Origin of the sequence: Paenibacillus sp. G2S3 (assembly GCF_030123105.1) — a bacterium.
In the GTDB taxonomy this organism is placed as follows: Bacteria; Bacillota; Bacilli; order Paenibacillales; family Paenibacillaceae; genus Paenibacillus_AQ.
In genome coordinates this window covers 3674200-3697388 of the sequence record NZ_CP126095.1, presented here as the reverse complement: position 1 = coordinate 3697388, position 23189 = coordinate 3674200, and the positions used below count along the sequence as shown (strand labels likewise).

The 23189-nt window shown below is 41.0% G+C and carries 25 protein-coding genes and 1 pseudogene; 17 read left to right on the top strand and 9 right to left on the bottom strand.

The genetic code is table 11. The annotated features are described in order from the left end of the window. Window positions 1–161: 161 nt before the first annotated feature. Both QNH28_RS16100 and QNH28_RS16095 read left to right on the top strand, forming a co-directional pair. Window positions 162–809: a TetR/AcrR family transcriptional regulator gene (locus tag QNH28_RS16100; RefSeq protein WP_283907588.1), complete on the top strand. Its 648-nt coding sequence runs from the start codon at window positions 162–164 to the stop codon at window positions 807–809. A 147-nt stretch (window positions 810–956) separates the two neighbouring features. Beyond that, the gene (locus QNH28_RS16095; protein WP_283907587.1) at window positions 957–1100 is read left to right on the top strand and encodes a hypothetical protein; all 144 of its coding nucleotides are present in this window, start codon (window positions 957–959) and stop codon (window positions 1098–1100) included. Window positions 1101–1360: 260 nt separating this feature from the next. Here the strand turns inward: QNH28_RS16095 and QNH28_RS16090 are convergent, their stop codons facing one another. Further along, a complete protein-coding gene (locus tag QNH28_RS16090; protein WP_283907586.1) occupies window positions 1361–2296 on the bottom strand; it encodes a Gfo/Idh/MocA family protein in 936 nt (311 codons plus the stop codon). A gap of 112 nt (window positions 2297–2408) precedes the next feature. On the opposite strand from QNH28_RS16090, the gene QNH28_RS16085 reads away from it, so the two are divergent. Then, the gene (locus QNH28_RS16085) at window positions 2409–3365 is read left to right on the top strand and encodes a helix-turn-helix transcriptional regulator (protein ID WP_283907585.1); all 957 of its coding nucleotides are present in this window, start codon (window positions 2409–2411) and stop codon (window positions 3363–3365) included. Between the two features lie 135 nt (window positions 3366–3500). Here QNH28_RS16085 and QNH28_RS16080 read toward each other — a convergent pair. Further along, window positions 3501–3848: pseudogene (locus QNH28_RS16080) on the bottom strand (Tn3 family transposase); the annotation flags it as partial. A 336-nt stretch (window positions 3849–4184) separates the two neighbouring features. On the opposite strand from QNH28_RS16080, the gene QNH28_RS16075 reads away from it, so the two are divergent. The 3 genes from QNH28_RS16075 to QNH28_RS16065 all read left to right on the top strand — a co-directional run bounded on the left by QNH28_RS16075 (window position 4185) and on the right by QNH28_RS16065 (window position 7406). Beyond that, complete coding sequence (locus tag QNH28_RS16075; protein ID WP_283907584.1) at window positions 4185–4721, top strand: RNA polymerase sigma factor; 537 nt, start codon at window positions 4185–4187, stop codon at window positions 4719–4721. Beyond that, window positions 4708–6147, top strand: a complete 1440-nt coding sequence (locus tag QNH28_RS16070) for a hypothetical protein (RefSeq protein ID WP_283907583.1) — start codon at window positions 4708–4710, stop codon at window positions 6145–6147. The genes QNH28_RS16075 and QNH28_RS16070 overlap by 14 nt, the downstream gene beginning before the upstream one ends. A gap of 581 nt (window positions 6148–6728) precedes the next feature. Beyond that, complete coding sequence (locus QNH28_RS16065) at window positions 6729–7406, top strand: stalk domain-containing protein (protein WP_283907582.1); 678 nt, start codon at window positions 6729–6731, stop codon at window positions 7404–7406. Between the two features lie 323 nt (window positions 7407–7729). On the opposite strand, the gene QNH28_RS16060 is transcribed toward QNH28_RS16065, so the two are convergent. Further along, window positions 7730–8974: an MDR family MFS transporter gene (locus tag QNH28_RS16060; protein WP_283907581.1), complete on the bottom strand. Its 1245-nt coding sequence runs from the start codon at window positions 8972–8974 to the stop codon at window positions 7730–7732. Window positions 8975–9118: 144 nt separating this feature from the next. Here QNH28_RS16060 and QNH28_RS16055 point away from each other — a divergent pair, with 144 nt between their 5' ends. From QNH28_RS16055 to QNH28_RS16045, 3 genes are all read left to right on the top strand, one after another. Next, window positions 9119–10894 carry an ABC transporter substrate-binding protein gene (locus QNH28_RS16055; RefSeq protein ID WP_283907580.1) on the top strand — a complete coding sequence of 592 codons (1776 nt, stop codon included), beginning with the start codon at window positions 9119–9121 and terminating at the stop codon, window positions 10892–10894. 287 nt (window positions 10895–11181) lie between these two features. Next, a complete protein-coding gene (locus tag QNH28_RS16050) occupies window positions 11182–12105 on the top strand; it encodes a ketopantoate reductase family protein (protein ID WP_283907579.1) in 924 nt (307 codons plus the stop codon). Between the two features lie 34 nt (window positions 12106–12139). Then, window positions 12140–12553 carry a VOC family protein gene (locus QNH28_RS16045; RefSeq protein WP_283907578.1) on the top strand — a complete coding sequence of 138 codons (414 nt, stop codon included), beginning with the start codon at window positions 12140–12142 and terminating at the stop codon, window positions 12551–12553. Window positions 12554–12728: 175 nt separating this feature from the next. On the opposite strand, the gene QNH28_RS16040 is transcribed toward QNH28_RS16045, so the two are convergent. Then, window positions 12729–13124 (bottom strand): hypothetical protein, encoded by a 396-nt coding sequence (locus tag QNH28_RS16040; protein ID WP_283907577.1) that lies wholly within the window; start codon window positions 13122–13124, stop codon window positions 12729–12731. Between the two features lie 112 nt (window positions 13125–13236). Here QNH28_RS16040 and QNH28_RS16035 point away from each other — a divergent pair, with 112 nt between their 5' ends. After that, a complete protein-coding gene (locus tag QNH28_RS16035; RefSeq protein WP_481858320.1) occupies window positions 13237–14211 on the top strand; it encodes a GNAT family N-acetyltransferase in 975 nt (324 codons plus the stop codon). A gap of 94 nt (window positions 14212–14305) precedes the next feature. Here the strand turns inward: QNH28_RS16035 and QNH28_RS16030 are convergent, their stop codons facing one another. Together QNH28_RS16030 and QNH28_RS16025 are read right to left on the bottom strand one after the other, a co-directional pair. Beyond that, the gene (locus tag QNH28_RS16030) at window positions 14306–14479 is read right to left on the bottom strand and encodes a hypothetical protein (RefSeq protein WP_283907576.1); all 174 of its coding nucleotides are present in this window, start codon (window positions 14477–14479) and stop codon (window positions 14306–14308) included. Between the two features lie 237 nt (window positions 14480–14716). Next, window positions 14717–15175 (bottom strand): Hsp20/alpha crystallin family protein, encoded by a 459-nt coding sequence (locus QNH28_RS16025; RefSeq protein ID WP_283907575.1) that lies wholly within the window; start codon window positions 15173–15175, stop codon window positions 14717–14719. 115 nt (window positions 15176–15290) lie between these two features. Between QNH28_RS16025 and QNH28_RS16020 the strand changes: the two genes are divergently transcribed. The 5 genes from QNH28_RS16020 to QNH28_RS16000 all read left to right on the top strand — a co-directional run bounded on the left by QNH28_RS16020 (window position 15291) and on the right by QNH28_RS16000 (window position 16951). Further along, window positions 15291–15515: a spore germination protein gene (locus QNH28_RS16020; protein ID WP_283912169.1), complete on the top strand. Its 225-nt coding sequence runs from the start codon at window positions 15291–15293 to the stop codon at window positions 15513–15515. Between the two features lie 11 nt (window positions 15516–15526). After that, window positions 15527–15748 (top strand): spore germination protein GerPB, encoded by a 222-nt coding sequence (locus tag QNH28_RS16015; protein ID WP_283907574.1) that lies wholly within the window; start codon window positions 15527–15529, stop codon window positions 15746–15748. Between the two features lie 48 nt (window positions 15749–15796). Continuing rightward, complete coding sequence (gerPC, locus tag QNH28_RS16010) at window positions 15797–16408, top strand: spore germination protein GerPC (RefSeq protein WP_283907573.1); 612 nt, start codon at window positions 15797–15799, stop codon at window positions 16406–16408. Beyond that, complete coding sequence (locus QNH28_RS16005) at window positions 16389–16565, top strand: spore gernimation protein GerPD (protein ID WP_283907572.1); 177 nt, start codon at window positions 16389–16391, stop codon at window positions 16563–16565. The genes gerPC and QNH28_RS16005 overlap by 20 nt, the downstream gene beginning before the upstream one ends. A 200-nt stretch (window positions 16566–16765) precedes the next feature. After that, complete coding sequence (locus QNH28_RS16000) at window positions 16766–16951, top strand: hypothetical protein (RefSeq protein WP_283907571.1); 186 nt, start codon at window positions 16766–16768, stop codon at window positions 16949–16951. Window positions 16952–16957: 6 nt separating this feature from the next. Here the strand turns inward: QNH28_RS16000 and QNH28_RS15995 are convergent, their stop codons facing one another. From QNH28_RS15995 to QNH28_RS15985, 3 genes are all read right to left on the bottom strand, one after another. Continuing rightward, window positions 16958–18280 carry an outer membrane protein assembly factor BamB family protein gene (locus QNH28_RS15995; protein WP_283907570.1) on the bottom strand — a complete coding sequence of 441 codons (1323 nt, stop codon included), beginning with the start codon at window positions 18278–18280 and terminating at the stop codon, window positions 16958–16960. Between the two features lie 179 nt (window positions 18281–18459). After that, window positions 18460–19416 carry an alpha/beta hydrolase gene (locus QNH28_RS15990; protein ID WP_283907569.1) on the bottom strand — a complete coding sequence of 319 codons (957 nt, stop codon included), beginning with the start codon at window positions 19414–19416 and terminating at the stop codon, window positions 18460–18462. Between the two features lie 400 nt (window positions 19417–19816). Then, a complete protein-coding gene (locus tag QNH28_RS15985) occupies window positions 19817–21139 on the bottom strand; it encodes an APC family permease (protein WP_283907568.1) in 1323 nt (440 codons plus the stop codon). A 127-nt stretch (window positions 21140–21266) separates the two neighbouring features. Here QNH28_RS15985 and QNH28_RS15980 point away from each other — a divergent pair, with 127 nt between their 5' ends. Next, window positions 21267–22163, top strand: a complete 897-nt coding sequence (locus tag QNH28_RS15980; protein WP_283907567.1) for a LysR family transcriptional regulator — start codon at window positions 21267–21269, stop codon at window positions 22161–22163. A 62-nt stretch (window positions 22164–22225) separates the two neighbouring features. Beyond that, a complete protein-coding gene (locus QNH28_RS15975; RefSeq protein WP_283907566.1) occupies window positions 22226–23131 on the top strand; it encodes a tyrosine-type recombinase/integrase in 906 nt (301 codons plus the stop codon). Window positions 23132–23189 lie beyond the last annotated feature (58 nt).

Sequence of the window (23189 nt, the reverse complement as noted above, 5' to 3'; positions counted from 1 at the left end):
CCGCCAGTCTAAATGGACTGGCGGATTTTTTTATGCCTGGATATGAAATTAAAGGTTGGAGGATTTGCATGTGACTTACTATATAGAAAATAACTTTATAACAAAATATATTTACAGTGTTCAATGATTAAACGATGTTCAAATTATAAGGAGACGGCAAGATGACTAAAGAACAACGGCAAATGCGTGAACGTGAGGAAATGAAGAAAAGGATATTAGAGGCTACGGCTTCGTTGATATCAGAGGAGGGTATTGAGAAACTATCCATCCGCAAAATTGCTGAGAAAATCGAGTACTCTCCGGGAATTATTTATCATTACTTTCAGGGGAAAGATGAAATTGTAGTGAGATATTTGCAACAGAAATATACAGATATGGTTGACGGGCTTCAGTCCGTACAACGAAAGGCAGAGCATGAACTGCCACCAGAGATGCTTTTGAGACAATCACTTGAGCAATGGATCAGGATGACCCTGTCCACAAGTGTAGAATACCGTAATGTAATGCTGAACGATACACCGGCTGTCCTTAGTTACACAGCTGTTCTATTTAAGGGAGCTGCTCAGGAGCGTAAAGCGATTGGTATGCTCTGCCAATGTCTCTCTAGGTTTGAATCGAAAGAACTACATAAAGAATCTTCGATAGAGCTTACTTCTCAAGTGATATGGAGCGCTGCGTTCGGATTAATTATGCGTTTGATTGTGGAAAAGGACTTGCCTGAAGAACAGGTCGAAGCACTGATTTCTTGTTATTTGAATTCAATGGTTTCAATAGCAACCAGGGATATCCGTGCGCCTTTAACACAGTAGGAAGATCTAAGATCAAAATATCAAAATGAACTAGGTAAGAAGCGTGTTGGCTTATTTATTTGTGTAGGAGCGAAGGGGGAGCAAGCCACATAGGAATTCAAGTCTTCATTTCCAGAGGGGGTGTATAACCAATCAGTTACAAAATAAGTGTTCGGAGATGAGATTTACGAAGAGAAGTTGACTGTATTAGATCGAATGGTTCTGCGAGTGGTAAAAGGGAAAAATAAGAGTGTAAATGGATTATCGAAAGAGACGATAGAGCGTTTTGCACTTGCGATAAAGAAGCGGTGAACGAGTGTGGAAAATAGACTCTCTGAAACTAGTTAACATAATAATTATTATGTTAACTATTTCTTATTTCTGATTGCAATCATCATAAGTTCAGAGAGTGCTTACTTATAAAAATAAATTCTGCGATTTCATCATATGAAAAATTCACAATAGAAAATCAAAATTATTATCACACCTTATCCACTATACATCAAAGCTACAACAAATGATCACCCTATTAACAAAACCCCTGAAAAAGGTTATTACACTTCCTCATACAATTATACAAGCTTTTTTCCAATCCAAATGGCTAATTCTATTGGCTGCATGGCAGCCTCTAACTCAATGACCGACAAAGTATCCTCCTCTAGAGACTGGAGTGCATGCTCCAAACTTTTTTCATAGGGATTAACTGGATCTAACAAAAGTTCTTGTTTACCTACATTGGTATACTCAATTAATGAGCTTTCAACAGTTCCATTCATGTTGTCACTCTCTAGATAGACAAGTTTCCCCTGTTCAAAATAAGCCTCAAAACCTACCGAAAAAGGATAGGAGGTCGGCATTTGTGAAGATACAACGATCTCTACGGATACATTAGTTTGTTGAAAAATCGCACGTACTAAGGCTTGATCACTTTTACTACCATCGGTTCCCCAAACCGAGTGCAGCTCCATAGTCCCCAGCATCCAGGTCACAAAATCCAATTCATGAATCATCAGCTTTGTAAAGATAGCGTGTAGACCGAGGTCACCCCACAAGGGAGGCGTTTCTCTTTTTAAGGTGAGAGATAAAAGCTTTCCGTATTTCTCATTATGAGTCGCTTCATAAAGATATTTGTACGCAGGATCGAATTTAATAAACTGGTTGACGAGAATTCGCGAATCATACAGTTGTTCGGCTTCTTTCATCGCAAGGGCATCTTCTAAGTTGAAGCAAACGGGTGTCTCACAGAATACATGTTTTCCATGCTTAAGCGCATCAACAGCATATTGCCTATGTAAATTAGAGGGTAAACAGATGTCAATCACTTCGATGGTGGAATCAAGCATAATATCGTCAATATGAGTAGTTATCTCAACGCCTAAAGATTGTTTTAGCTCCTGCAGCTTAGCTTCGTTCCTACCCAAGATAATTACTTTGTCTACTCGATCCATTGTCGTCCATAACTGCGCGTGATAAGCTCCGAACCCAGTTCCCAATACGCCTATATTCATGTGCATCAGCTCCTTTAATGTAATGAACTAATTATAAGCTTCTATTGTTGACAACAGCTTGGCAAGAATTATGATGTAAACTATAAAAAAAAGATAATCTTGGAGGCTCGCCATGCGCTTGCACCGTTTAATTGCAATTTTATTATTAGTGGAATCGAGAGGGAAGATGAAGGCTAATGACCTAGCTCAAGCCTTGGAAACCTCCGTACGTTCTATCTATAGAGACATTGATGTACTTGCTGAAGCTGGAATACCACTGTTATCTACGCCGGGACCGAATGGTGGCATCTCCTTGATGGACGGGTATACAGTTAACCTAAATCAGCTTCATGGAGAAGATGTAATCAATCTATATCTAACGGGAATGGGGATCCATACTGGCGGTCATACTCAGTCCGGATTAAAGCTAAAGTCAACCCTGTTGAAATTAGAAAAAACATTACCCGCTTCCTATCAGGCGGATATCCAGAAGGCACAAAGACGATTTTATTTCGATGATACGCCTTGGTGGTCAGAACGTGTAGAAATCCATTGTCTGGAAGTGATTCGAACTGCCGTATGGAGAACTCATAAACTATGGATAGAGTACCACAAGATTAACGGAGTCATTTCGATCAGGAAAGTACAGCCCTATGGTCTTGTTGTGAAAAAAGAAGAGTGGTATCTTATAGCCTACTGTGAAGAAGTCGAACAAATTCGCACGTTTAAATGTGAGCGAATCGCCTCTACGCAGCTTATAGACGAAGAGTATGCTATCCCTCAGGACTTCTCTTTAGATGGGCACTGGAAGCAGCAGGAGAGGGGATTTAAGCAAACTTGTAAAGAGGAAGAGATCTACCCGGTATTAATTAGAACGAATAAGAGCCGAGAGGCTTCTATACACGGGCTGGAGATCATGAATAGGGTAGAGGAAGGAGATCAAATAACCCTTACTGTAAATATGTTTAGCTATGATAGTGCATGTACGAATGTTTGGGGGATACTTGGTCAAGCCGAGATTGTGGAACCTTTGAAACTGAGACAATATGTGAAAGTACAGGCGAATTTGCTACAGGGGATTTATAATTAGCATAATCTCGTGTGAAAAGGGAACGTTTTATCGCAGATTCTGCAATGAAACGTTCCCGCTCCTTAAAAATGTAAATAACTGAGTCATTAAGTTTACATAATTAAAAATATGTTAACTAATGCCTCTTTTTTCTTCAATGACCTTTGTATTTATTTGTCCACGTAAAATTGCTTCTAATTTTGGATACTCACTTGCTTTATCTATTGTAAATAATTTTGTATCCGATAAATCTCTTATTCTTTGAGCAAATTTAAATCCTAATAAATGAATCAATCCGAAGATTTGGTCTGTGTAACCTGCCGTATCTGTATAATGCTCTTCTATGTTTAGATCCGTCTCACGGTGCAATAAACCATCCAAAACATGAATTGCATCCCTTGAATTAGTATGAATAATTTTTGTGTAGTAAGAAGAGAATTGATCACTCTTAAATCGATAGATAGTAGCTCCTTTTCCAGTTCCGTAATGTGGGTTTGCCTCTGCATGTGTGATGAAAATTCACTAATATGGCTTGGGCTTTATTCATTGCTTCTTCTGGAACATCTTTTTCTAAGCGTGCAAGCAACAGCTTTCCTTTTTCAAGAGAAACTCCATCTAACTTGTTGGAATTGACAGCTAACCCCCTTACTATCAAAGGGTTGGCTATTTTTAGTGTACCCGACATGGGCTGGCTATACCTTGGTGGTGAAAATCGACTTGTATTATCCACTTTCATTTTTAATTAATAAAATATCGATTAAATTAAAAATTATGTCACAAAACAGCTCTTTGAACTGTTATAAGGGTACAGTCGGCTGAAAAATAAAAGGAGGTGAGCTTATGGAGGAAATAGACATTGGAAAAAGGTTTGTTAATGGCGGAGAAGATGAACTGGAAGAGATAATCAATCTCTATGGTGAAAAACTCCTTCGCTATGCAACGGCGATTCTATGTGATTATCATGAAGCAGAAAATATTGTACAAGAAGTCTTTCTTTCAGCCTATCAAAATCGGAATATTTTTGATGGCAATAACCTATCCGCATGGTTGTACAAAATTACATATAATCACTGTTTAAATCAACTAAAAAAGCGTAAGATCCATTATTTTCATGATATTCGTAGTGAAGTAGTTTTACCAGAGAAAGATAAAGGTTTGAGTGATGAGATGCTTCGTGCGTTACAGAAGCTTAAACCTATGGAACGTGCCTTGTTATATGGGCGGATTATGGATGGGCAGAGTTACGAGGAACTATCTCAGCTTACAGGAAGTTCTCCAGCTGCATTACGCAAACAATATCAACGGGCTAAAGATAAAATAGTTAAATATCTTAATATTGCATATGGTAGAAAGGAGTCTAACTATGGGCAAATTTAATATGGACGAAAAACATATACATGAAATGTTTTCCCAAATTACGGTTGATTCAAGTAAACTTGCAGAACAGGTTAAAAGCCGATTGTATGAAGGTAGTGCTGACATGCCTGCTAGACACCGCAAACGGTGGACAAGGTCAACAATTGCAGCTATTGCGATATCGTTCGTATTAGTTACTAGTGCAACTGCTTCCTCTTTTGGGAGTTTTGATTGGTTTATAAAGAGGTTTAATCCTGATTTTGGTAATATTGTTGAACCAGTAGGAGTCTATAGTGAGGACGAAGGAATTCGCATGGAGGTTATCGGTGCACAGAAATATGATAATAGGGCGATTATATACCTATCTCTTCAGGATAGAACAGGTCAAAACCGATTGACGGAACAAACTGATTTTAGAGACGGATTCAATGTAAAAATGCATTCACCAACAAAAGAGGGAGCCAAAAGTGGAGACGAAGTTTTATCAGCCAGCATGTCATGGAAACAAAAAATGCTTAATTTTAATAAAGATACGAATACCATTTATTATGAGTTTAATATAACGGCTGATCCAGACACACCATTAACAGATCCGTTGGAGCTTGGCAGTTTCCTTATTTATTTTAACGAAAAAGCCTATAAAGACGAACCCATTTCCGTATCCCTTACAGGAATTGAAGATGTAGAAACGATTGCTATTGAAAAAGCACAGATTTGGGGGGGCAGTAATTTACCAAGTGACCTCAGTTCATTAACAGAGGCACTTATGCCAGGGGATTATGCTTCCATGCCCCATGGTGAAAAAGATCAATGGGTTTCAAATGTCGGTATTATAGATGGAAAATTGCATGTGCAGATAGGGAAAATTTTTAATAAAGAGTTTGGTCCTAGTGATGCCATGCTTTCTCTAAAGGATCCAGACGGTAATTTAATCTCCAATGATTATAGTTTGGTCTTTCTCAGTGATAAGAAAAATAACCTTCTTGATCTTGAAAATAACGATTATGATGACGCTAAATATAAATATGAAGAATTTATATTTCCTGTAAGCAGTGAGAATCTTAGTAAATACACTCTTTATTATACTGGTTCCGTTTATTCTGGGGTTGAAGGCAACTGGAAGGTGGCGGCAAATTCAAGTGAGTCAACTGCCAATTTACGTACTTGGAAAAATGATATTTCAGTTGAAGGTCATCTTTTTGAATATATAACCCTCAGTCCTTTAGGATTACAAGTAATCGGTACCTATAAAGGTGAGAATTTCATGGTCAGTGATATGCTACTTGAAATTGAAACAGTAGACGGTATTATCCCATTGGAAGGTGGTGGAGGAAGCCAAAACCCTGATAAACATACCTTCAATTCAAGTTGGGATACGAAAGCGCCTTTAGATATTACCAAAGTTAAAGCAATAATTATAAATGGCACTCGAATAGCGGTTAAATAACTAAATAATTAATGTCAGAAGAAAATAAAGTATTAGACTGAGAAATAAAGTTGTAGACTGGATGGCGATTAGCAAACGGCTGAGCAGCGAGCCTGCAGCTCGAGCTCCTGATTCTTTTGGATGCACGGTCACATCATTGTAGTGACCCAAAAGAGATGGGATGCAAATCAAAGGTTTATTTTAATACCTAGTAAAGTGGAGGATCTCAACATCCACATCACAAAAAAAAGTTGGTCAAGCTAATCGGTGTATCCCAGAGACGAGTGAGTCAGTTAATTCAAAAAATTGAAAGAGACAGCCCGTGGATCTGGCGAGTAGTTGGCACTGCTATGGGAATGAAGTACGCATGGAGAATATAGTTATATGCTTTTAGAATGGGCTGGGTTAATCAGTAGTTTGGAAGAAGGGAGAAATAGAAATGAAGCATTGGGTTTCGTGATATAATGTGGTGAAATCTTCAACTCTAAAAACGCAGAGACTATCCCACATGTAGCGTAATCTTTCAGAGAGATTATCTCTCAAATAACCGTTGTTTCCGGAGTTCCTGGATTTGAAGAAATCCCAAGAGGAGGAAAACAGAAATGAAGAAGAAGGTTGTTACGACTTTATGCGGTACTATGATACTTTTAGTGGGCATGGGCACAGGTGTTTTCGCGAGCTCGCATCTCCAAGAAATTAAAGCGTTGTTAAACGGAGATTTAAAAATCAGAGTGAACGGGGAGATTACCACTCTCAAAGATGGCAATGGCAAAGCGGTGCTTCCCATTACTTATAAAGGAACTACGTATCTTCCGGTACGATCTGTTTCTGAGCTGCTGGATGTTCCGGTGAATTATGACGGGACAGCCAAAGAGGTGATTATTGGCGAACAGCAGGCAGGCGTTCCCGTGAAGCAGGAGGAGTTTAACACCAGTCTGCATACCAAGGACCCTGCACTGACCAAATACGGCGGCAAGAATTATAAGGAAGTTCTTTACAGCGCACCTAATTCCAATATTAAATATACCGCGCTCAGCCCTAACGGCAGATATCAGAAGCTTGTTCTGCAATTCGCTGCAGTCGGCAAGGAAGTGGAGTCTCTTGAAATTAGGGATAATGACAAAAATGTGCTCCTTAAAAAAGTAGAGAAGATTTCGCCTAATAGTGATCTCCAGACGATTGAGGTAGATATTTCTGGAGTAAAGAACATCACAATAAATGTGACACAAGCTGTTGACGGCGGGTTCATTATTCCGCTAGATACTTCAATTTACAAGTAAGATTAAGCAGCAAAGCCCACAATGCCCGTATAGGCGTAGTGGGCTTGTTTTCACGTGAGATTACATTAGATTTTTTCTCGTTCTTTTGCAATGAAGAGATTTAAATCCATCGTCCGTTATATGTGGGCAATACCCGTATTTAGATGGAATATGGGAGGACCTTTCACCGATCTTACATAAGATACATGAATCCTATGGTAACTGGAATGATGTAAAAGTATTCGATGACATAACGAACAAAGTGTTGACACTATGGGACAATTTAGGTATTTACCCTGAAAATATTGAGTCCGTAAAAAACTTTAGAGACCAGAAAAACTAAATCATCCATTAACCGTGTTAGTCTCAACACCATGCGTTAACTTCTCTCTGGCAGTAAGCCTCTTGTGCGCTACGAATAGAAAAGGAAGACCTATAGCTGTAGTTAAAGCGAGTGGCAGGAAGATCGTAAGACCGTTCTGAGCTCCATAATGATCTAGTAATACACCTCCGAAGATTGGCGCGATTACACTTCCCAAATTGTTAAAGCCAATCGTTCCGAAGTACGTACCTTTCATTTCTGGCTTTGCGATCCGATCAATTAACATATCCATCATCGTAAAGAGCAGAACTTCCCCAATTGTAAACAGAACCACACTGAACATAAGAAGGGCTACGCCTTCAGCCAAACCTACTAAGAGAAGACTGAATGCAACGCAGATATTCCCGAGAATCAATGGAACAATCGGTGAGAATTTACTAGCAGTACGTACGATAGGATACTGTACTACGAGCACTGTGATGGCATTGAGTGACAACATATAGGAAAATAATTGCCCACCATTTGTGAAATGGGTGTTCATTGCTAAATATTGCGCCATAGTTGAGCCAAAATGTCCGTATCCTAGTACACAAAAGATTGTACCGAGCAGAACTGGCAAGAATACACGGTCTCTACCGGTTGTTGCCAAGGCTTCAAGTAAACGTGGTGGTTCAGCTTGAGTATGACTCTCCATGGTTGAACGATGCAATTTGAATTGCACGAATAACACAAGACCGTATGCAACATATACAATTCCAGCGATCATAAAGGGAAACGTAGATTCGGCAGAACCGAGCTGCACTCCAATAATCGGACCAAAGACAACACCAAGGTTTATCGCAGCGTATCTAAGATTGAATACAAGCAGCTTACTTTCAGCTGGTGTAATGTCGGATAAAAGTGCCCGTGATGTGGGCTCAAAAACGGATCTGCATAATCCGTTCAGGGTGTTCACCAGGAAGAACACCCACAGATGTTGTGCAACAGAGAATCCGAAGAATACCGCCGCCCAGCCGAATACGGAGATTAACATGACGATTTTGCGGCCTACAATATCCGAGATATATCCTCCGTAGAAGCTGGCCATTACGCCCGCCAACGAGCTGACGGCTACCGTAATCCCCGTTTGGGTGGGGGTAGCTCCAAGGACTTGAGTTAAATAGATGGATAAGAACGGAATGCTCATTGAAGTTACCAAACGTCCGAACATTGTACCGACAATGATAGTCCAAGCTAATGGGTGAATATGCCTTAGATGCTGATTCATAATTGAAAAGGTCTCCTAATCTGATAGCTATAATATTAGTACTGCATATTCATTACTGATATATGTATAATTATAATGATAAAAGGGGGAAGTAAAAGTGTAAGAAATAGTTACATTGTTTCACCTTTAAAGGAGTGAACGTTCGTGGACCATATTAATAATCATTTTTTATGTTTAGCAATAGCCATCCCATCCCCAATAGATATAGGGGCAGCTATTCCTGTGACGATAGATAGACTGGCTTCGATTCTGTGCTGTACTCCTCGTAATGTAAAGTTTATTCTGCGAAAGCTTGAAGATCAGGGGTTTATACACTGGCAGCCGGGAAGAGGGCGTGGGAATATTTCGCAGCTAACTTTTCTACGAACGATTGAAGAGGTGCTGGAGGACAGCTTTCAGGAACTGATTAATAAGGGGAAGATTAAAGAAGCTATAGAGTTATTAAGTCGTGGTCAGGTTAGCGACCCATTAAAGGAACGGTTATTATTGGTGTTAAACAAGCAGATGGGCTTCCGTAGTGAAACTGAGTCGACATCAGGGTTGGACGTCTTGCGAATCACACGTAATCGGCATATGGAAGTGCTAGATCCAGCTTATGTATACACCGCGTTTGAATCCTACTTACTCGGACAAATTTATAGCACACTAGTTACTTATGATGCGGCAAGCGATACCTTTCTCCCCGGGTTAGCTCATATGTGGGAAGCCAATGAAGATTGTACAAGTTATATTTTCTATCTCCGTAAAGGTGTGCGGTTCCATCACGGCAGGATTATGACTTCGAGAGATGTAAAAGAGACCTTTCAGCGCCTTATAGATTTGAACAGTCCGGCATTAAGCCTGTACAAAGATATTGAACGAGTAGAGATAGAAGGAGATCACAGAATCAGGTTTGAGCTGTCTCGTCCGAATCTCTTTTTTCTCCACATGTTCAGCTGTATTCATATGTCGATTCTTCCTCATGACGTAGATCTCGCTAATGAAGTGAGTGGAACAGGACCCTATCGTTTACTAGATCTTAATGAAGATGTGCTAGTCCTCGCAGCATTTGATTATTATTACGGTATACGCCCGCTGCTAGATCGTGTGGAAATCTGGTATTTGCCAGAACAAGCTTCAAGTGAACGATTGTATGAACTACCAGACTCCGCCAAGGAAGGTTTATTACCTAATATCATCTGTAACCATAGTATTGATTACCCTGCCTTGGGATGCCGATATCTCTTGTTCAATTTCCATAAGGAAGGTGTTCATCAACATCAACGATTTCGGCAAGCCATACGAATCCTCTACAGTCGTGCTGCCTTAATTACGGAGTTAGGAGGGAACCGTAGTACCCCTGCGGATAGTTTTTTACCTTGGGAGAGCAGTAAGAGAAGCATTATTGAGCCTAGCTTGGAACACGCGAGAGAGGTTCTAGTGGCAAGTGGCTATCAGGGGGAAACGTTAACTTTAGCTACAAAGGATAAAAAAGAAGAGCGAGAAGAAGCCCTGTGGCTTCAAGCACGAGCAGCTTCAGTAGGTCTGCAAATTGAACTGTGTTTATTGAATGAGTTTAACTCAGCAGATTTAAAGAACACCGCAGAGATCTTCCTTGCTGAAGAGGTACTTGAAGATGATTGGCAGTGGGGAATGGTTAACTACTTTAATAATAAACGTAATTATCTATTTTCTCTGCTCAGTGACGATCAGATCTTGTTATTCTCAGATGTACTCACCGATTTCACGCAATCCCCTAAGGAAGAAAGAATTAGGTTGCTGAATCAAGCAGAAGGCTTGCTTAGAGATAACTATTGGGTGTTATATGGCTGTCATATGAATAAAAAAGCGCAGCTAAATCAAAGCTTGTTTGGACTTCACACCAGCTCATTCGGATTTCTGGATATCTCTAAACTGTGGATCAAAACTACAAGTCTTTAAGGAGAGTTCCCCAAATACTGTTATACAGGAATGTTATCTTTTGCTATACTAACCAGAGAGACTGTATCGATAAATCATCGAATGGTGCTCTAATAGGTTTTGATAAATGAATAGTAATTAACTTGTAGCCATGGAGGTGAACTCGTTGGATTTTGCTCTGATCCGTAAGGACCGAGACAAAAGAACGGTCGATACTTGACTCTTTTTTTGCCTTTCGGACCTGTTTAGCAAATAGCTAAAAGGTCTTTTTGTTTGTTCAAATTTAGGAAAAAGAAGGGGAGACTATCATGCGTTTTCTTATCGTGGGTGCAGGAGCTATAGGTGGATATTTCGGGGGGCGTTTAGTTCAAAAAGGAGAAGATGTTACTTTTCTCGTACGTACTGCTAAACAGCTTCAGTTAGAGGCGGACGGCTTGATCGTAAAAAGTGTTCATGGAGATTTTCAGACTTCAGTGCGAACAACTACATATAGGGAAGGGGCAAAGCCTTTCGACTGCATTATTATAGCGGTCAAGGCATACCATTTGCCTCAGGTAATGAATGACATTGAACCCTACGTCGGTGAACATACACTAATACTCCCGCTCCTCAATGGTTATGATCAATTTAGCATTTTGCAGAAGCGTTTTGGCCCAGAACATGTACTAGGTGGTCTCTGTTATATAGAAACAACTCTAGATTCAGCAGGTACTATTGTTCAAAGCAGTTCGTTCCATAGTATTGTGTTTGGTGAATGGGCAGTTGGTGAGTCAGAACGAACACAGTTGCTTCTGAGTCATTTGGATAATGCTGGTTTCGCAGTGACATTAAGTTCTGATATTCAGCGCGAAGTGTGGCAGAAATATATTTTTGTAGCTAGTCTAAGTGGGATTACAACCTTAATGGATAGCTCAGTTGGACCTATTTTGGCATCCCCTAAAGCACGTGCTATCTATGAGCAGCTTCTGCAAGAGATTGTGAGTCTGGCTCAACATGCTGGAATGCCTGTGGGACCGGAAATGGCAGCGTCCACGATGCAAAAGATGCTTTCTGTGCTACCCGAATTTACTTCATCCATGCATCGGGACATGCATAAGCAACTACCTGTAGAAGCAGATCATCTACATGGTGCTCTTCTAGCTATGGCTTTACCGGGTCAAGATGCATATCCGGTTCTCGAAACCGTGTATGCCCGTTTGAAAGTATACGAAAGCGTTAATGATATGAACTGATCTATATTAAATCACAATAGGGAGCTGGACAATCATGAAGGAAACGAATCAAAAGATAATGCCTTTTCTAATGTTCGAAGGGAAGGCAGAAGAAGCTATGAATTTCTATACTTCCTTATTTGATGATTCCGAAGTTATTAGTATTAAGCGCTATGGACCGAACGAAGCAGGACCTGAAGGGAGTGTTTTTCAGGCTTCCTTTTCTATACATGGACAAGTATTTATGTGTATAGATAGCCATGTTCAGCATGGGTTCACCTTTACACCAGCGATATCCTTATATGTAAATTGTGAGAGTGAAGCTGAAATTGATCGGGTCTTCGAATCATTAGCGCAAGGTGGACAGATCCTTATGCCTCTAGGAAGTTACCCATTCAGTCCTAAATTCGGTTGGGTAGCGGACAGATTTGGCGTGACCTGGCAATTAAGTCTTCTGGTGAAGGCGTAAACGATTATAAGCGTGCTGAGAATGATCTAAGTTGGTAGCTGGAATTCGGAATAGATGAAATGGTGAAATTGTCATGGCGGCTTTTTATCTTAGAGAAGACTTGTAAGCTAAATAAATGAAAAGAGGAGGTGAACCTAAAGGGTTTACGTCCTCTTTTTTTGGGGGGGGGACGCATTTAATTACATTGCTGAACAACAGTTACGCCCTCATTAGTAATCGTGATTGTTGAATAACCAGACAGATACTCTGTATAGCCACATACTGTTTCTTGGGTGGATTGTCCTTTGGCATCAGTATATTTAAGATAAATAGCACCTTCACCACTTAAGTTTAGTGTGGGTTTGAACTTTTTCATATGATCTTTCTTGATGGGACTTGTAAACAATTCCTTGGAGTCCATATCGATTAAACCTATTTCAATAGAGCTAATATCATCATCCGACTGATTATCTACAGTGAGCGAGAAACTCTTAAATGGAGTTAGGATATTTGATATCGTACCGATCCCTATAGCTATCACAATACCCACTAAAAATATAGAAATGCCTATAAAAAATCGTCTCTTCATCATTTAGTCCCCCTATATAAGTAAGACAGGGTTCATTCGAAAAATGTTACGGTATATAAGAATTAATTATAACTATTCATTAACAAGTGAAATTGGAAGAGATGTGCTACCCTTAATGTATGCCAAAATTTATATGAAAAGGGGTTTTGTTTTGACAAAATCTACGATTCTTTCATCAGAAGGAATAACGATCCGTCATTTTGAACAAGGGGACATGCCATTACTGGGTGAGTTATATAACTCGGTTACAGCGCGGGAAAATGCTGTTTTTTGGTGGGTTGGTGATGAGGATAACTGGGAGAATGTGTACTGCGCCTTTGAAAATGGAAAAATGGTTGCTAAAGGTCAAGTAGAGATCATAAATATTGTGCCACCTGGGCGCTCAGAGGAAAGCAGACATTCAATCTATTTGAATTTGAAAACAATTACTGAACGAGAAGAAGACTATGATTTATTAGAGAGTTTGTATCAAACGCTCCTCTTGAGAGCACTTGAACTAAAGGAAACTTTATCAGCAGAGTACAAAACGACTCTATGTGTGGGGAATAACTCGTCGGAGATCGCGAACACGCAATTTTTTGAAAAAGAAAAGGGCTTCAGTCAATACAATAGCTTATTTAAAATGAATCATAAACTTAATGACACTTTGCCTAGCCCCACTTTGAGTAAGGAGTTTGAATTCGCTACTTGGATGATGGAGACGTCTCAAGAAGAAGATCATTATTTAGAATTGGAAGCTGAGGTTTGGCCAGATACTCCACTAGGTAAAGAGCGACTATCTCAGTTTAAGCAAAATCCTCTTTGGAACTCGATGGTTGTTCGGCAAGGGGAGAGGATTGTTGGTAGCTTGATGGTATGGCAGGAAGAGAAAAGTGGGTATATTGAAAATGTATTTGTACTTGAGCCGTGGAGAAGATCAGGAATTGCTAAGTACATGCTTTCACAAGCTTTAAATTATTTCAGAACACATGAACTTGATGAAGCTAATTTAATGGTGTTAACCGATAATGATTCTGCATTACATCTTTATGAATCTGTCGGATTCAGCTTATCAAGTGAGGAAAGACGGTATCGTATAGAACTCCCATAGTTTTTGAGGTGGGGGATTACCAAACAAAGTGTGATTCAGTTTCATCGAGACTCGATGACAGAATTGCACTTTTTTTAGTAATCCACTGGCCTAGTTAAGAAGGAGTTACTTGTTTACCCTCGCATTTCTTACACACATTAACCTTCTCACCCGAAAGTCCTTTTCCGATATACAAAAGCTTAATACGAGTGCTGCTGCAGATCGGACATGTTCCTCTACCTCGGGATGGCATACGCCAGAGTGCTTTTCCGCGCTTGTTTTTGGACATAAATAGCCCACCTTTGCGATTGATATCCTATCTTATGAGAGAGGGAACCTTAAAGTTCGAATAAAGAAGCTTAGAAAATCTATTGTGATTGCAGACAAAATAAAGGATAAAAAAGGCTGAAAATGCCCTCAAAAAACAGCGCATAACTTAAATTATACGCTGTTTTGATTCTAAGACGTTTTTTTGAGGGTAGATCGCCACTTGGACGAGTGAAAAGGAGGGATTTTAAGGTTTTTTTTATAAATAACGGATGTCGATATCTCTAAATTTACCTGCTGACATTTTCGGCATTCTGAATTGCAAAGAGCCTTGTTTATAAGTGCCTCTGCTCTGATCCGGATTGACTGGAATGGGGAGTGGGATGATCTCGCTATGATCTTTTCCAAGACCGTTTAATTTGATTTGTGTTCGATTGATTTGTGCCCATATACTTTCGGGGTGAATTCCACTTGGAATACGAATTTTTGTGATCAGATAATTATGTGTGTCCAGATGCTCAAAATGAAGACTTGAGGTTTCTTCCGTCAATGAGGAAGAGGTGGACGCGGTAGCTTCTCTGATTATTTTTTCAACATAGCCATCGATCTGGCTTGGATCCAGCTTCCATTGCTCTTCAAGCGACTTTAAGGATAACTTTTTCTTAAAAAAGGGATCTTCGTTCATCCAATCTAAAGGGTTCGATTTATTCGGACTCATGAACGCTGAACCTCCTTCATTTTTTATCCATTGTATGGGCTTATGACTTATTCAGTGACATCTGGGCGAATATCTACATAGAATAGGTTATCATTCCGAAAGGAGGAGTGGTTTGGTGGTTTCAATCATCGGCAACATTAAAATCAACAGCGTGGGCCCTAGTTCCACAGTCTTAGTAGGAAATACGGCATCCGTTATCTTGAGTAGTAACTCCAAAATCTATGCCGGCGCCAACTCCTTCTCCATAGGTGACTCCATAGGTACAAACATTACGAATAACCAGGCTAGCAGCACTAATACAATGGATTCGGATGTGGTGGATCAAGTATCGCCTCCTTAAGGTGGGTTTACATGAATATTACGGTGTATCAGTGCATATCGGTCAATCATCTGAAAATTGGTACGATCTCAAATTCATCGGTTTTGCAGATCGGCACTTCCGGCCGAATTAATGCCTTGTCTCATAGTTATCAGTCTAGTGACGTTCCAGACTTTCCTTCTGCTCCATCATCAGGGATAAGTGAATCACCGCTTGTGCTGTTGCCTCCACCAACTGAACTATATACACGCTAGAATTAGGTTATTATACTTCGCATACAATAAACCATAGGAGGGGGTTGTATGCACCCGTATTATGTTCAGCAAGTTTTTAATGCATTAAGAGTGCAAGCTGAAAAGATTCAACTGCTAGAGAAACAGCTCCAAGATTTACAAGGTGACATTGACAGCATAAAGAATAATAAAACTGCAAGTATAGGTCCTATAAATTATCATTTTGAACAATTGAAAATCGAGAAGCTGGAAGGCACTTTAAATATAGGCATAACACCAAATGAGGGAAATAATCTAGATGAAGCAATGATCAACGGTAAACCTATCGGAGAGCAGGAAGGAGGGATAACCGCGTTATCGGATAAAATTCGTCCAGAGATTTTGAAATATGTGCAAGAGGAAGTTCCCTCACAATTTTCACGTTTAGAAAGAGAGCAGAATTTAAGTATTGATGAGAATTACATCCAAATGGTAACCCAGGATCTGCTGAATCAGATGGATGGTCGGATTAACGAGTATGTAAGCCAGCTCCCTGCCGCAGAGGAAGGGCGTGGATACACTGAAGAGGAAAGTGCTTCTATAGTAGAGCAAATCAAACGAGATATTGTTATGGCCGTAGAACGGCATTTGGAAATAAACATAACTGGAAGGCGGGAGCCGCATGAAAGTGACCGTGATTAACAGAGAGATAAATGTAAACGCAGTAAAAGTGTTTTCGATCTCGGGTTCATCAGTGTTTTTGGTAGGGGATACCCAGACGATTACTTGCTCCTCGGCGTTTGACAGCGTAATAGAATATACTCCGAGTGCTCCGGATCAAGTCAAAAAAGGCAGTTAACGATGCATACTTCACGTATACAAGACGTTTATATTAATAATCTGTCGGATAGCTCTATTTTTATATGTGGATCTGTAGAGCGGATTCGGTCCAAATTTTTGGGAAGTAGAGAAAATTACTTACACAACATACAGGAGGTTTATAGCAATAATAGAGAGGCAATATGCTTAGATATCCCTTTTGCGACCTGGTCGAACCAAGTGAATGAAGAAGACGAATTCGAGATTTTGAATGATGCCGGGGAATCAACCATTAATATGCAATATATTAAAATTCTATCGATTGGGTCTGGGACGACCTTCCAGATTGGAAATGGTGGCTCTGTTCATCTGGAGAGTCGAACCAGTGAGTTCAAGCGAGAAATAGCTTCAGAAGAAGAGGCGTAACAACCGCTATTTTAATTCTTTTGGCAGAGAAATAGCGAATAGATCGTGCTCCGTCTGGATGTAAAGAATCCCATTCGCAGTGAATAGTTTGCCATATTGTTGTGCTCCAGTCTTTATTTTGCCGAGTGCTTTTCCTGTTTCTGCGTTCATGATATAAAAGTAGCCATTCTCATAGCCAGTGTAGACACCTTTACCAATCCATTGAGCGCTAAGCGCGGGACTGTCCGGTCCGTTGTAACTTATGATATGTCCATTATTGACTTGAACACCAGTGATCTGTGTGTCTTTTTGGAAAAAAGCCATATTATTTACTGGACCAGCAAGCCAATTTCCGTACTCTTCATAACTTTTGGGCTCACTAGATGTTTCTTGTCCAAGCATAAAGCGATATAGCGGAGCGCCATCCCATTTATCTAAACTTCCATCTACTGTATAGAGATACGAGCCCTGAAGTGATGTGAAATAATTACCGAGTCTACTAACATCTTCAATGGAGTTATAGTTCACCTTGTTTTTCACTTTTCCAGTTTTGATATCCACATGTGTTAGTGTCATCTGATATCCTTGAACAGGTTTATTAGGGGCTTCATATAAGGCAGCTGCATACTCACGGAGTATTAAATCACCATCCCGATAAGCAACAAAGTTGAAAAAACCTTGAATTCTCCATAACCTCTTGCCTGTGGCTGGATCGAGGCCGAAAAACTGTGTGCGTCTATTATCTACGGTACTAGATACTACAAATACGTTGTCATAAAGACCTACGATACTACCTACGTACATAGGGATGTCTTTATTTTCCCAGATCTTTTTACCAGTATCCGGACGATAAGCAGCTATTCCGCCATGCTCGTTCCGGAAGTATAACACTCCGTTAACTAACTCCGCAAAAGCACCAATTTCAATCGGATTTTTGGCAGCCTTAACCTTCCAAAGCAGTTTCCCTGTTTGGGCATTAACTTTTACAAGATAACCCTCATAAGTGATAAAGAAAACCGAATTATTCGTTATAATCTCAGGACTTGATCCTTTTTTGTAGGACCACTTTATTTTTCCTGTGGTAAGATCAGCTGCCTTCAGTGTGCCGCCTGACGAATAATAGAACAATCCATTTGAAACAGGGACCTTTTGACTATAAATTCCTAGACCATCTGCTTTGTCGTGCCATAGCGGTTTAATTGTGGGTACGGAGTCAACTACTTCTGTAATAGAGGGTGAAGCCGCTGCATTTGCTGCTGTCGCTGGAGCACTAGGCAAAAATAGACCAGCTCCAGACACGAGCAAAGAGGAAGATAAAACAGTCTTTAGAATGCTCGGTAGATAGTTCACATTTTTAGCTCCTTGTAGATCATTTAAATATATTGACGCAGTGAATGGATATTTGTTTCTTAATTGTAAAAATACACTTGTTAACATAATTATTATTATGTTAACAAATAAAAAGCGAATTGGTTTACACAAGAATTCTTGAGTAAACCAATTCGCCATGGGTTAGAGTATTCAGTTATTTAGAAGCCTTCACGAAGCCAGGTAGTCGCCAGCTTAATGGCGGCTTTTTTGGCGTTGGTATCAGCCAAAGGATTTAGCATCACAAAATCATGTATGATCCCTTGAAAGCGAACGGCCGTGACAGTGACACCAGCTTCACGTAATTTAGCGGCATAAGCTTCACCTTCATCACGTAGAACATCTGCTTCACCAGTTATGACTAGTGCTTCGGGAAGATCGCGTAACTGCTCGACACTAGCTCGAAGCGGGGAGGCTGTGATCTGATTCCGTTCCTCAGGGTCAGTGGTATATTGATCCCAAAACCATTTCATACCATCCCGCTGCAAGAAATAACCTTCGGCGAACTCATGATAGGATTCGGTATCAAATGAGGCATCCGTTACAGGATAAAACAATAGTTGTTTCCCTATCTTCGGGCCACTGCGTTCTTTAGCCATTAGAGTAATGGCGGCTGCCATATTTCCACCGACACTATCACCGCCAATGGATAACTTGCTCACATCAAGGGCGTGATTGCTTCCCTGTTCAGCAATCCATTTCAGAACAGCATAGATTTCTTCAATTGCTGTAGGATATTTAGCTTCTGGAGAGAGGCTGTAATTTGGAAAAACAATCGCAGCCTCTGCTCCAACAGCTAGTTCACGGATCAGGCGGTCATGGGTATGGGCATTACCAAACACCCAGCCTGCACCATGAATGTAAAGAATCACTGGCAACGACGCGGAAGAGGAGCTAGGGGGCCGAACAATTCTAATGGAAACATTACCGTTAGGTCCTCCCGGCACCATAAGATCTTCAATATCGACTTCAGGTTTATATATCTCACTGGATTGTACAGTATCTACCGTTTCACGGCCTTTTTCTGGTCCAAGATCAGGAAGGAACGGAGGTTTGGAATTATCATCGGCAAATTTCTGCGCTGCTGGCTCAAGAATAATCTTTGGTTGATTTGGCATGATGTATCGTCTCCTTTTTCTGGTCATAGTATAGTTTGCCCTCTTCATTCCATAACCATCTAGACGAATGCTGAAACGATATAATTCATTCATGTAATTTGTTGCTTCTCAATTAATGATGGTGAATTGCTTACGGACCCAAGTGCAGCTATTTGCGCATTTATTACTTTTTGAGCAGGTTTTCGGACTCCAGTACAACTATTACATGAACAATGGGTAGTATTTGGTGTTTTTCTTGCCAATAGCGGCACTTGGGTCCGTTAGCGCTCAATATATGCCATAATTCTGCGTTTAAGATCCGCTGTGTCCGATGGCAAACTCGTCCTGAAAGAAAGGATCTAATAAACTGAAGTTGCCGCATCACACTGCCAAAAATGATTGAAACAGATGATTATGAGCCTTATAACACTTTTCGTTGGCCTTCATACCTTTCACGATTCGAATTCTTTATTCCGGCAACCGCTTGTTTATGTTTGATACGAAAGATCAATATAAACATCAAGGTAATGAGTAACGGATAGCCTATCGCCCAGCCAGTAAAAGGAAACACGGCAGCTGTAGCTAGAAAAGAGATCCAGCTAATCGTCACGCCTAATCTGCATCCCTTAAGTAGGCGTATCCCTGCAGCACAGCCTCCTATATAAGTCAGGATAAATGTCGCATTCGGAAACTGGATCAAAGTAGTGATAGATATCAATCCGCTGCTGTACAGTGATATGACCGTTACAAAACAGAGGAGCAGGAAAGCTATCCCACCGATAGGGGTATGATATGGTTTGGATAGTCTCCCCATCCATTGCGGTGCATAACCCTGACGCGATAACGCATAAGCCACGCGTGAGGCGGCACCGGCATAAGCGATAATAGTGGCGGTACAGATGAAGAGACCTGTAAGTCCTGCGATAAATCCTCCCCAGCGTCCAAGGGGCTGACTTATGATCCAGACAAGTGATGTGCTCGACCCACCTTTAAGGTAGCTTTGTGTGCCAACCGTCGCTAAAGCGGATAAGAAATATAAAACACCAACAATAATAGCAGCGATGGTCACACCTTTAACTGCAGCGCGTTGTGGATCTTTGAACTCCTCAGAGAGATGTGAGACAGCTTCCCAACCAATAAAACACCAAAATAAGATTGCTGCGGCTTGACCAATGCTCATCCAGCCATGTGGGGCAAAGGGAGTGAAATGTTCAACCTCCATACGTGGAAGCGCAGTAGCGAAGGAGAAGACGAGAACAGCTACAATGGCAATCACTACCGCTATTTGCACCTTTCCCGCCACCTGCATGCCATTCCAGTTTGTAATCAGGCCTATGGCCAACATCACCGCAGCGATAGTAATTTTTGCAGGTTCATCCCAGCCCATAGCGGCTGTCATATAACCAGCTCCGGTTAGTGCAGCGACAGGCGCACCTATCGGAACGGACATCAGGAAGAACCAGCCTACTAATGATCCAGCTTTAGGTCCGAACGCAAGGGTAACGAAGTGAGAGACGCCACCAGCGTTAGGGAACTTGGCAGAGAGCAGACCCATGGATAAGGCCATGGGCAGGATCAACAGTGTCATAAATCCCCACGCTAATAATGAAGCGGGACCAGCCATTTCTGCAGCCAGCCCAGGAACGATTAAGACCCCTGATCCCAATACAGCGCCGATATAAAGAGCTATGGCTTGCGGCATGCCGATGTTTCTTCGTAAAGTGGTTGAACTTGAATCTTTCATGATTTTTAATCCTGCTTTCATTGTCTTTTGTTATAGAGTAGCAGATAATAGATCCATTGGAAAAACAGAATTTTTGAATAGTATCCATTCGAAATTCCGATGGTTGACTATTATTTAGGGGGTTCACATGGAATCACGTCATCTTTTTACCTTTTTAGTCGTAGTGGAGACGGGTAGTTTTACACGCGCTGCACAGAAGCTCGATTATGCACAATCCAGTATCACCGCACAGATCCAAACGCTAGAGACTGAAATAGGTCAGCCGTTATTCGATCGGATCAGTAAAAAGATCATTCTAACCGATGCGGGACGCCGTCTACTCCCATTCGCTCAAGAGATCTCCAGAATGCACTCTCTAGCGCAAGAAGCTCTTCGCTCCGAGAGTGAGCTAACAGGGTCTTTACGGATAGGTGCACCTGAATCTTTGGCTGCTTTTCGCTTACCGGGCATTATCAAGGAATTTCGTGTGAAATATCCAAAGGTCCAAATTCTTCTGAAGCCTGGGGCTTGCTGGGAGCTAACGGATTTAGTTCGTTCCGGTGAACTGGATTTGGCCTTCCTTCTGCAGCCAGAGACGGAAGATAAAGATCTGAATATAGAAACACTGGTGCATGAACAAATGACCCTGATCGCCCCGCCGGATCACCCCTTAATGAGTCTTTCAGAGGTAGAGCCGGTTCATCTTAAGGGAGTAACAATATTGCATACGGAAACTGGTTGTAGCTACCGTACTTTATTTGAACATCATTTAAACAGACATGGGGTATTTCCTGACCCTACGTTAGAGTTTTGGAGTATCGAGGCGATCAAGCAATGTGTTATGGCGGGTCTAGGCATCGCTTTTATTCCAATGATTACTGTTAACAACGAATTAGCGGAAGGGAAGCTAGCTAGGTTGAATTGGAATGATGAATCACAGCGTGTGGCTACTCAAATAGCCTATCATCATAAAAAATGGAAATCGCCTGTACTGACAGAGTTTTTAAAATCTGTACAACAGCATGCTGAAAATTGGAGCAGTTAAGATAAAGCTCATAGCTATTCTATGGTACAATAGATTGTCGAAATCAAGGGAGGCTTGAGGTCATGAATGAGTGGAGTGAAGACTACGAAGAGGGGCTTGAGGCTTTTTTAATCTGGATGAAGGATGCCGGATACACTCCCTATACGCAGAAATCCTATTTAGTAGATGTAAGACAGTTTTTAGAAAGTCTGAATGGTAAAAAGCTAGAATCTGTGAAGAAGCTACATGTTATTTCCTTTCTTACATCAGTCCGTGAACGTGGCGTAAGTGATGCTACCCGTAACCGTAAGCATGCCTCTATTAACTGCTTTTTTAAGGCATTAATTGAACTGGAAATGCTTTTAACCAATCCTGCAGCTGGGATTAAGAAATCTAAAACTGAGATCAATCGTGAACCGGTCTACTTAGATGAAGGTGATCTGGGACGATTTTTGTCTTCTATAGATGGGAAATATAAAGGCCGTAATTTAGCAGTCTTTTTACTTATGTCCTATATGGGGCTTCGTGTGGGGGAGGTCCACACGCTGAATTTAAGTGATTATAATGTAGAAAGACATTCACTTCGAGTGTTCGGTAAGGGACGTAAATGGCGTAATGTACCGATTCCAGAGGATGTGGTACCTTTTCTCGATATGGCAATAGAAAAACGATTAAGTCCTTGGCGCAGTAAAGAGGAGGCTATGTTCATTTCCCAAAAAGGACGCAGGCTGTCCATACGTGGCATTCAGCAAATCGCTGCGGACACCTTCGATCGTTTCCAAAGGGATGTGCCTGCTGCACAACGTCGTCCATATTCGAGCCATAAGCTTCGACATTCCTTCGCTACTATGCTGTTACGAAAAGGGGCGGATCTGCGAACGGTTCAGGAACTGCTCGGACACTCTTCCATTCAGACTACAACGGTTTACACGCATATCACGAGCCGGGAGAAGGAAGAAGCCATGTCAAAATTGCAAATCCAGATTTGATAGAATTCAAAATGCAATTCTTTTCATGAAAAAGGGGCAATCCCCGGCCATATATTAT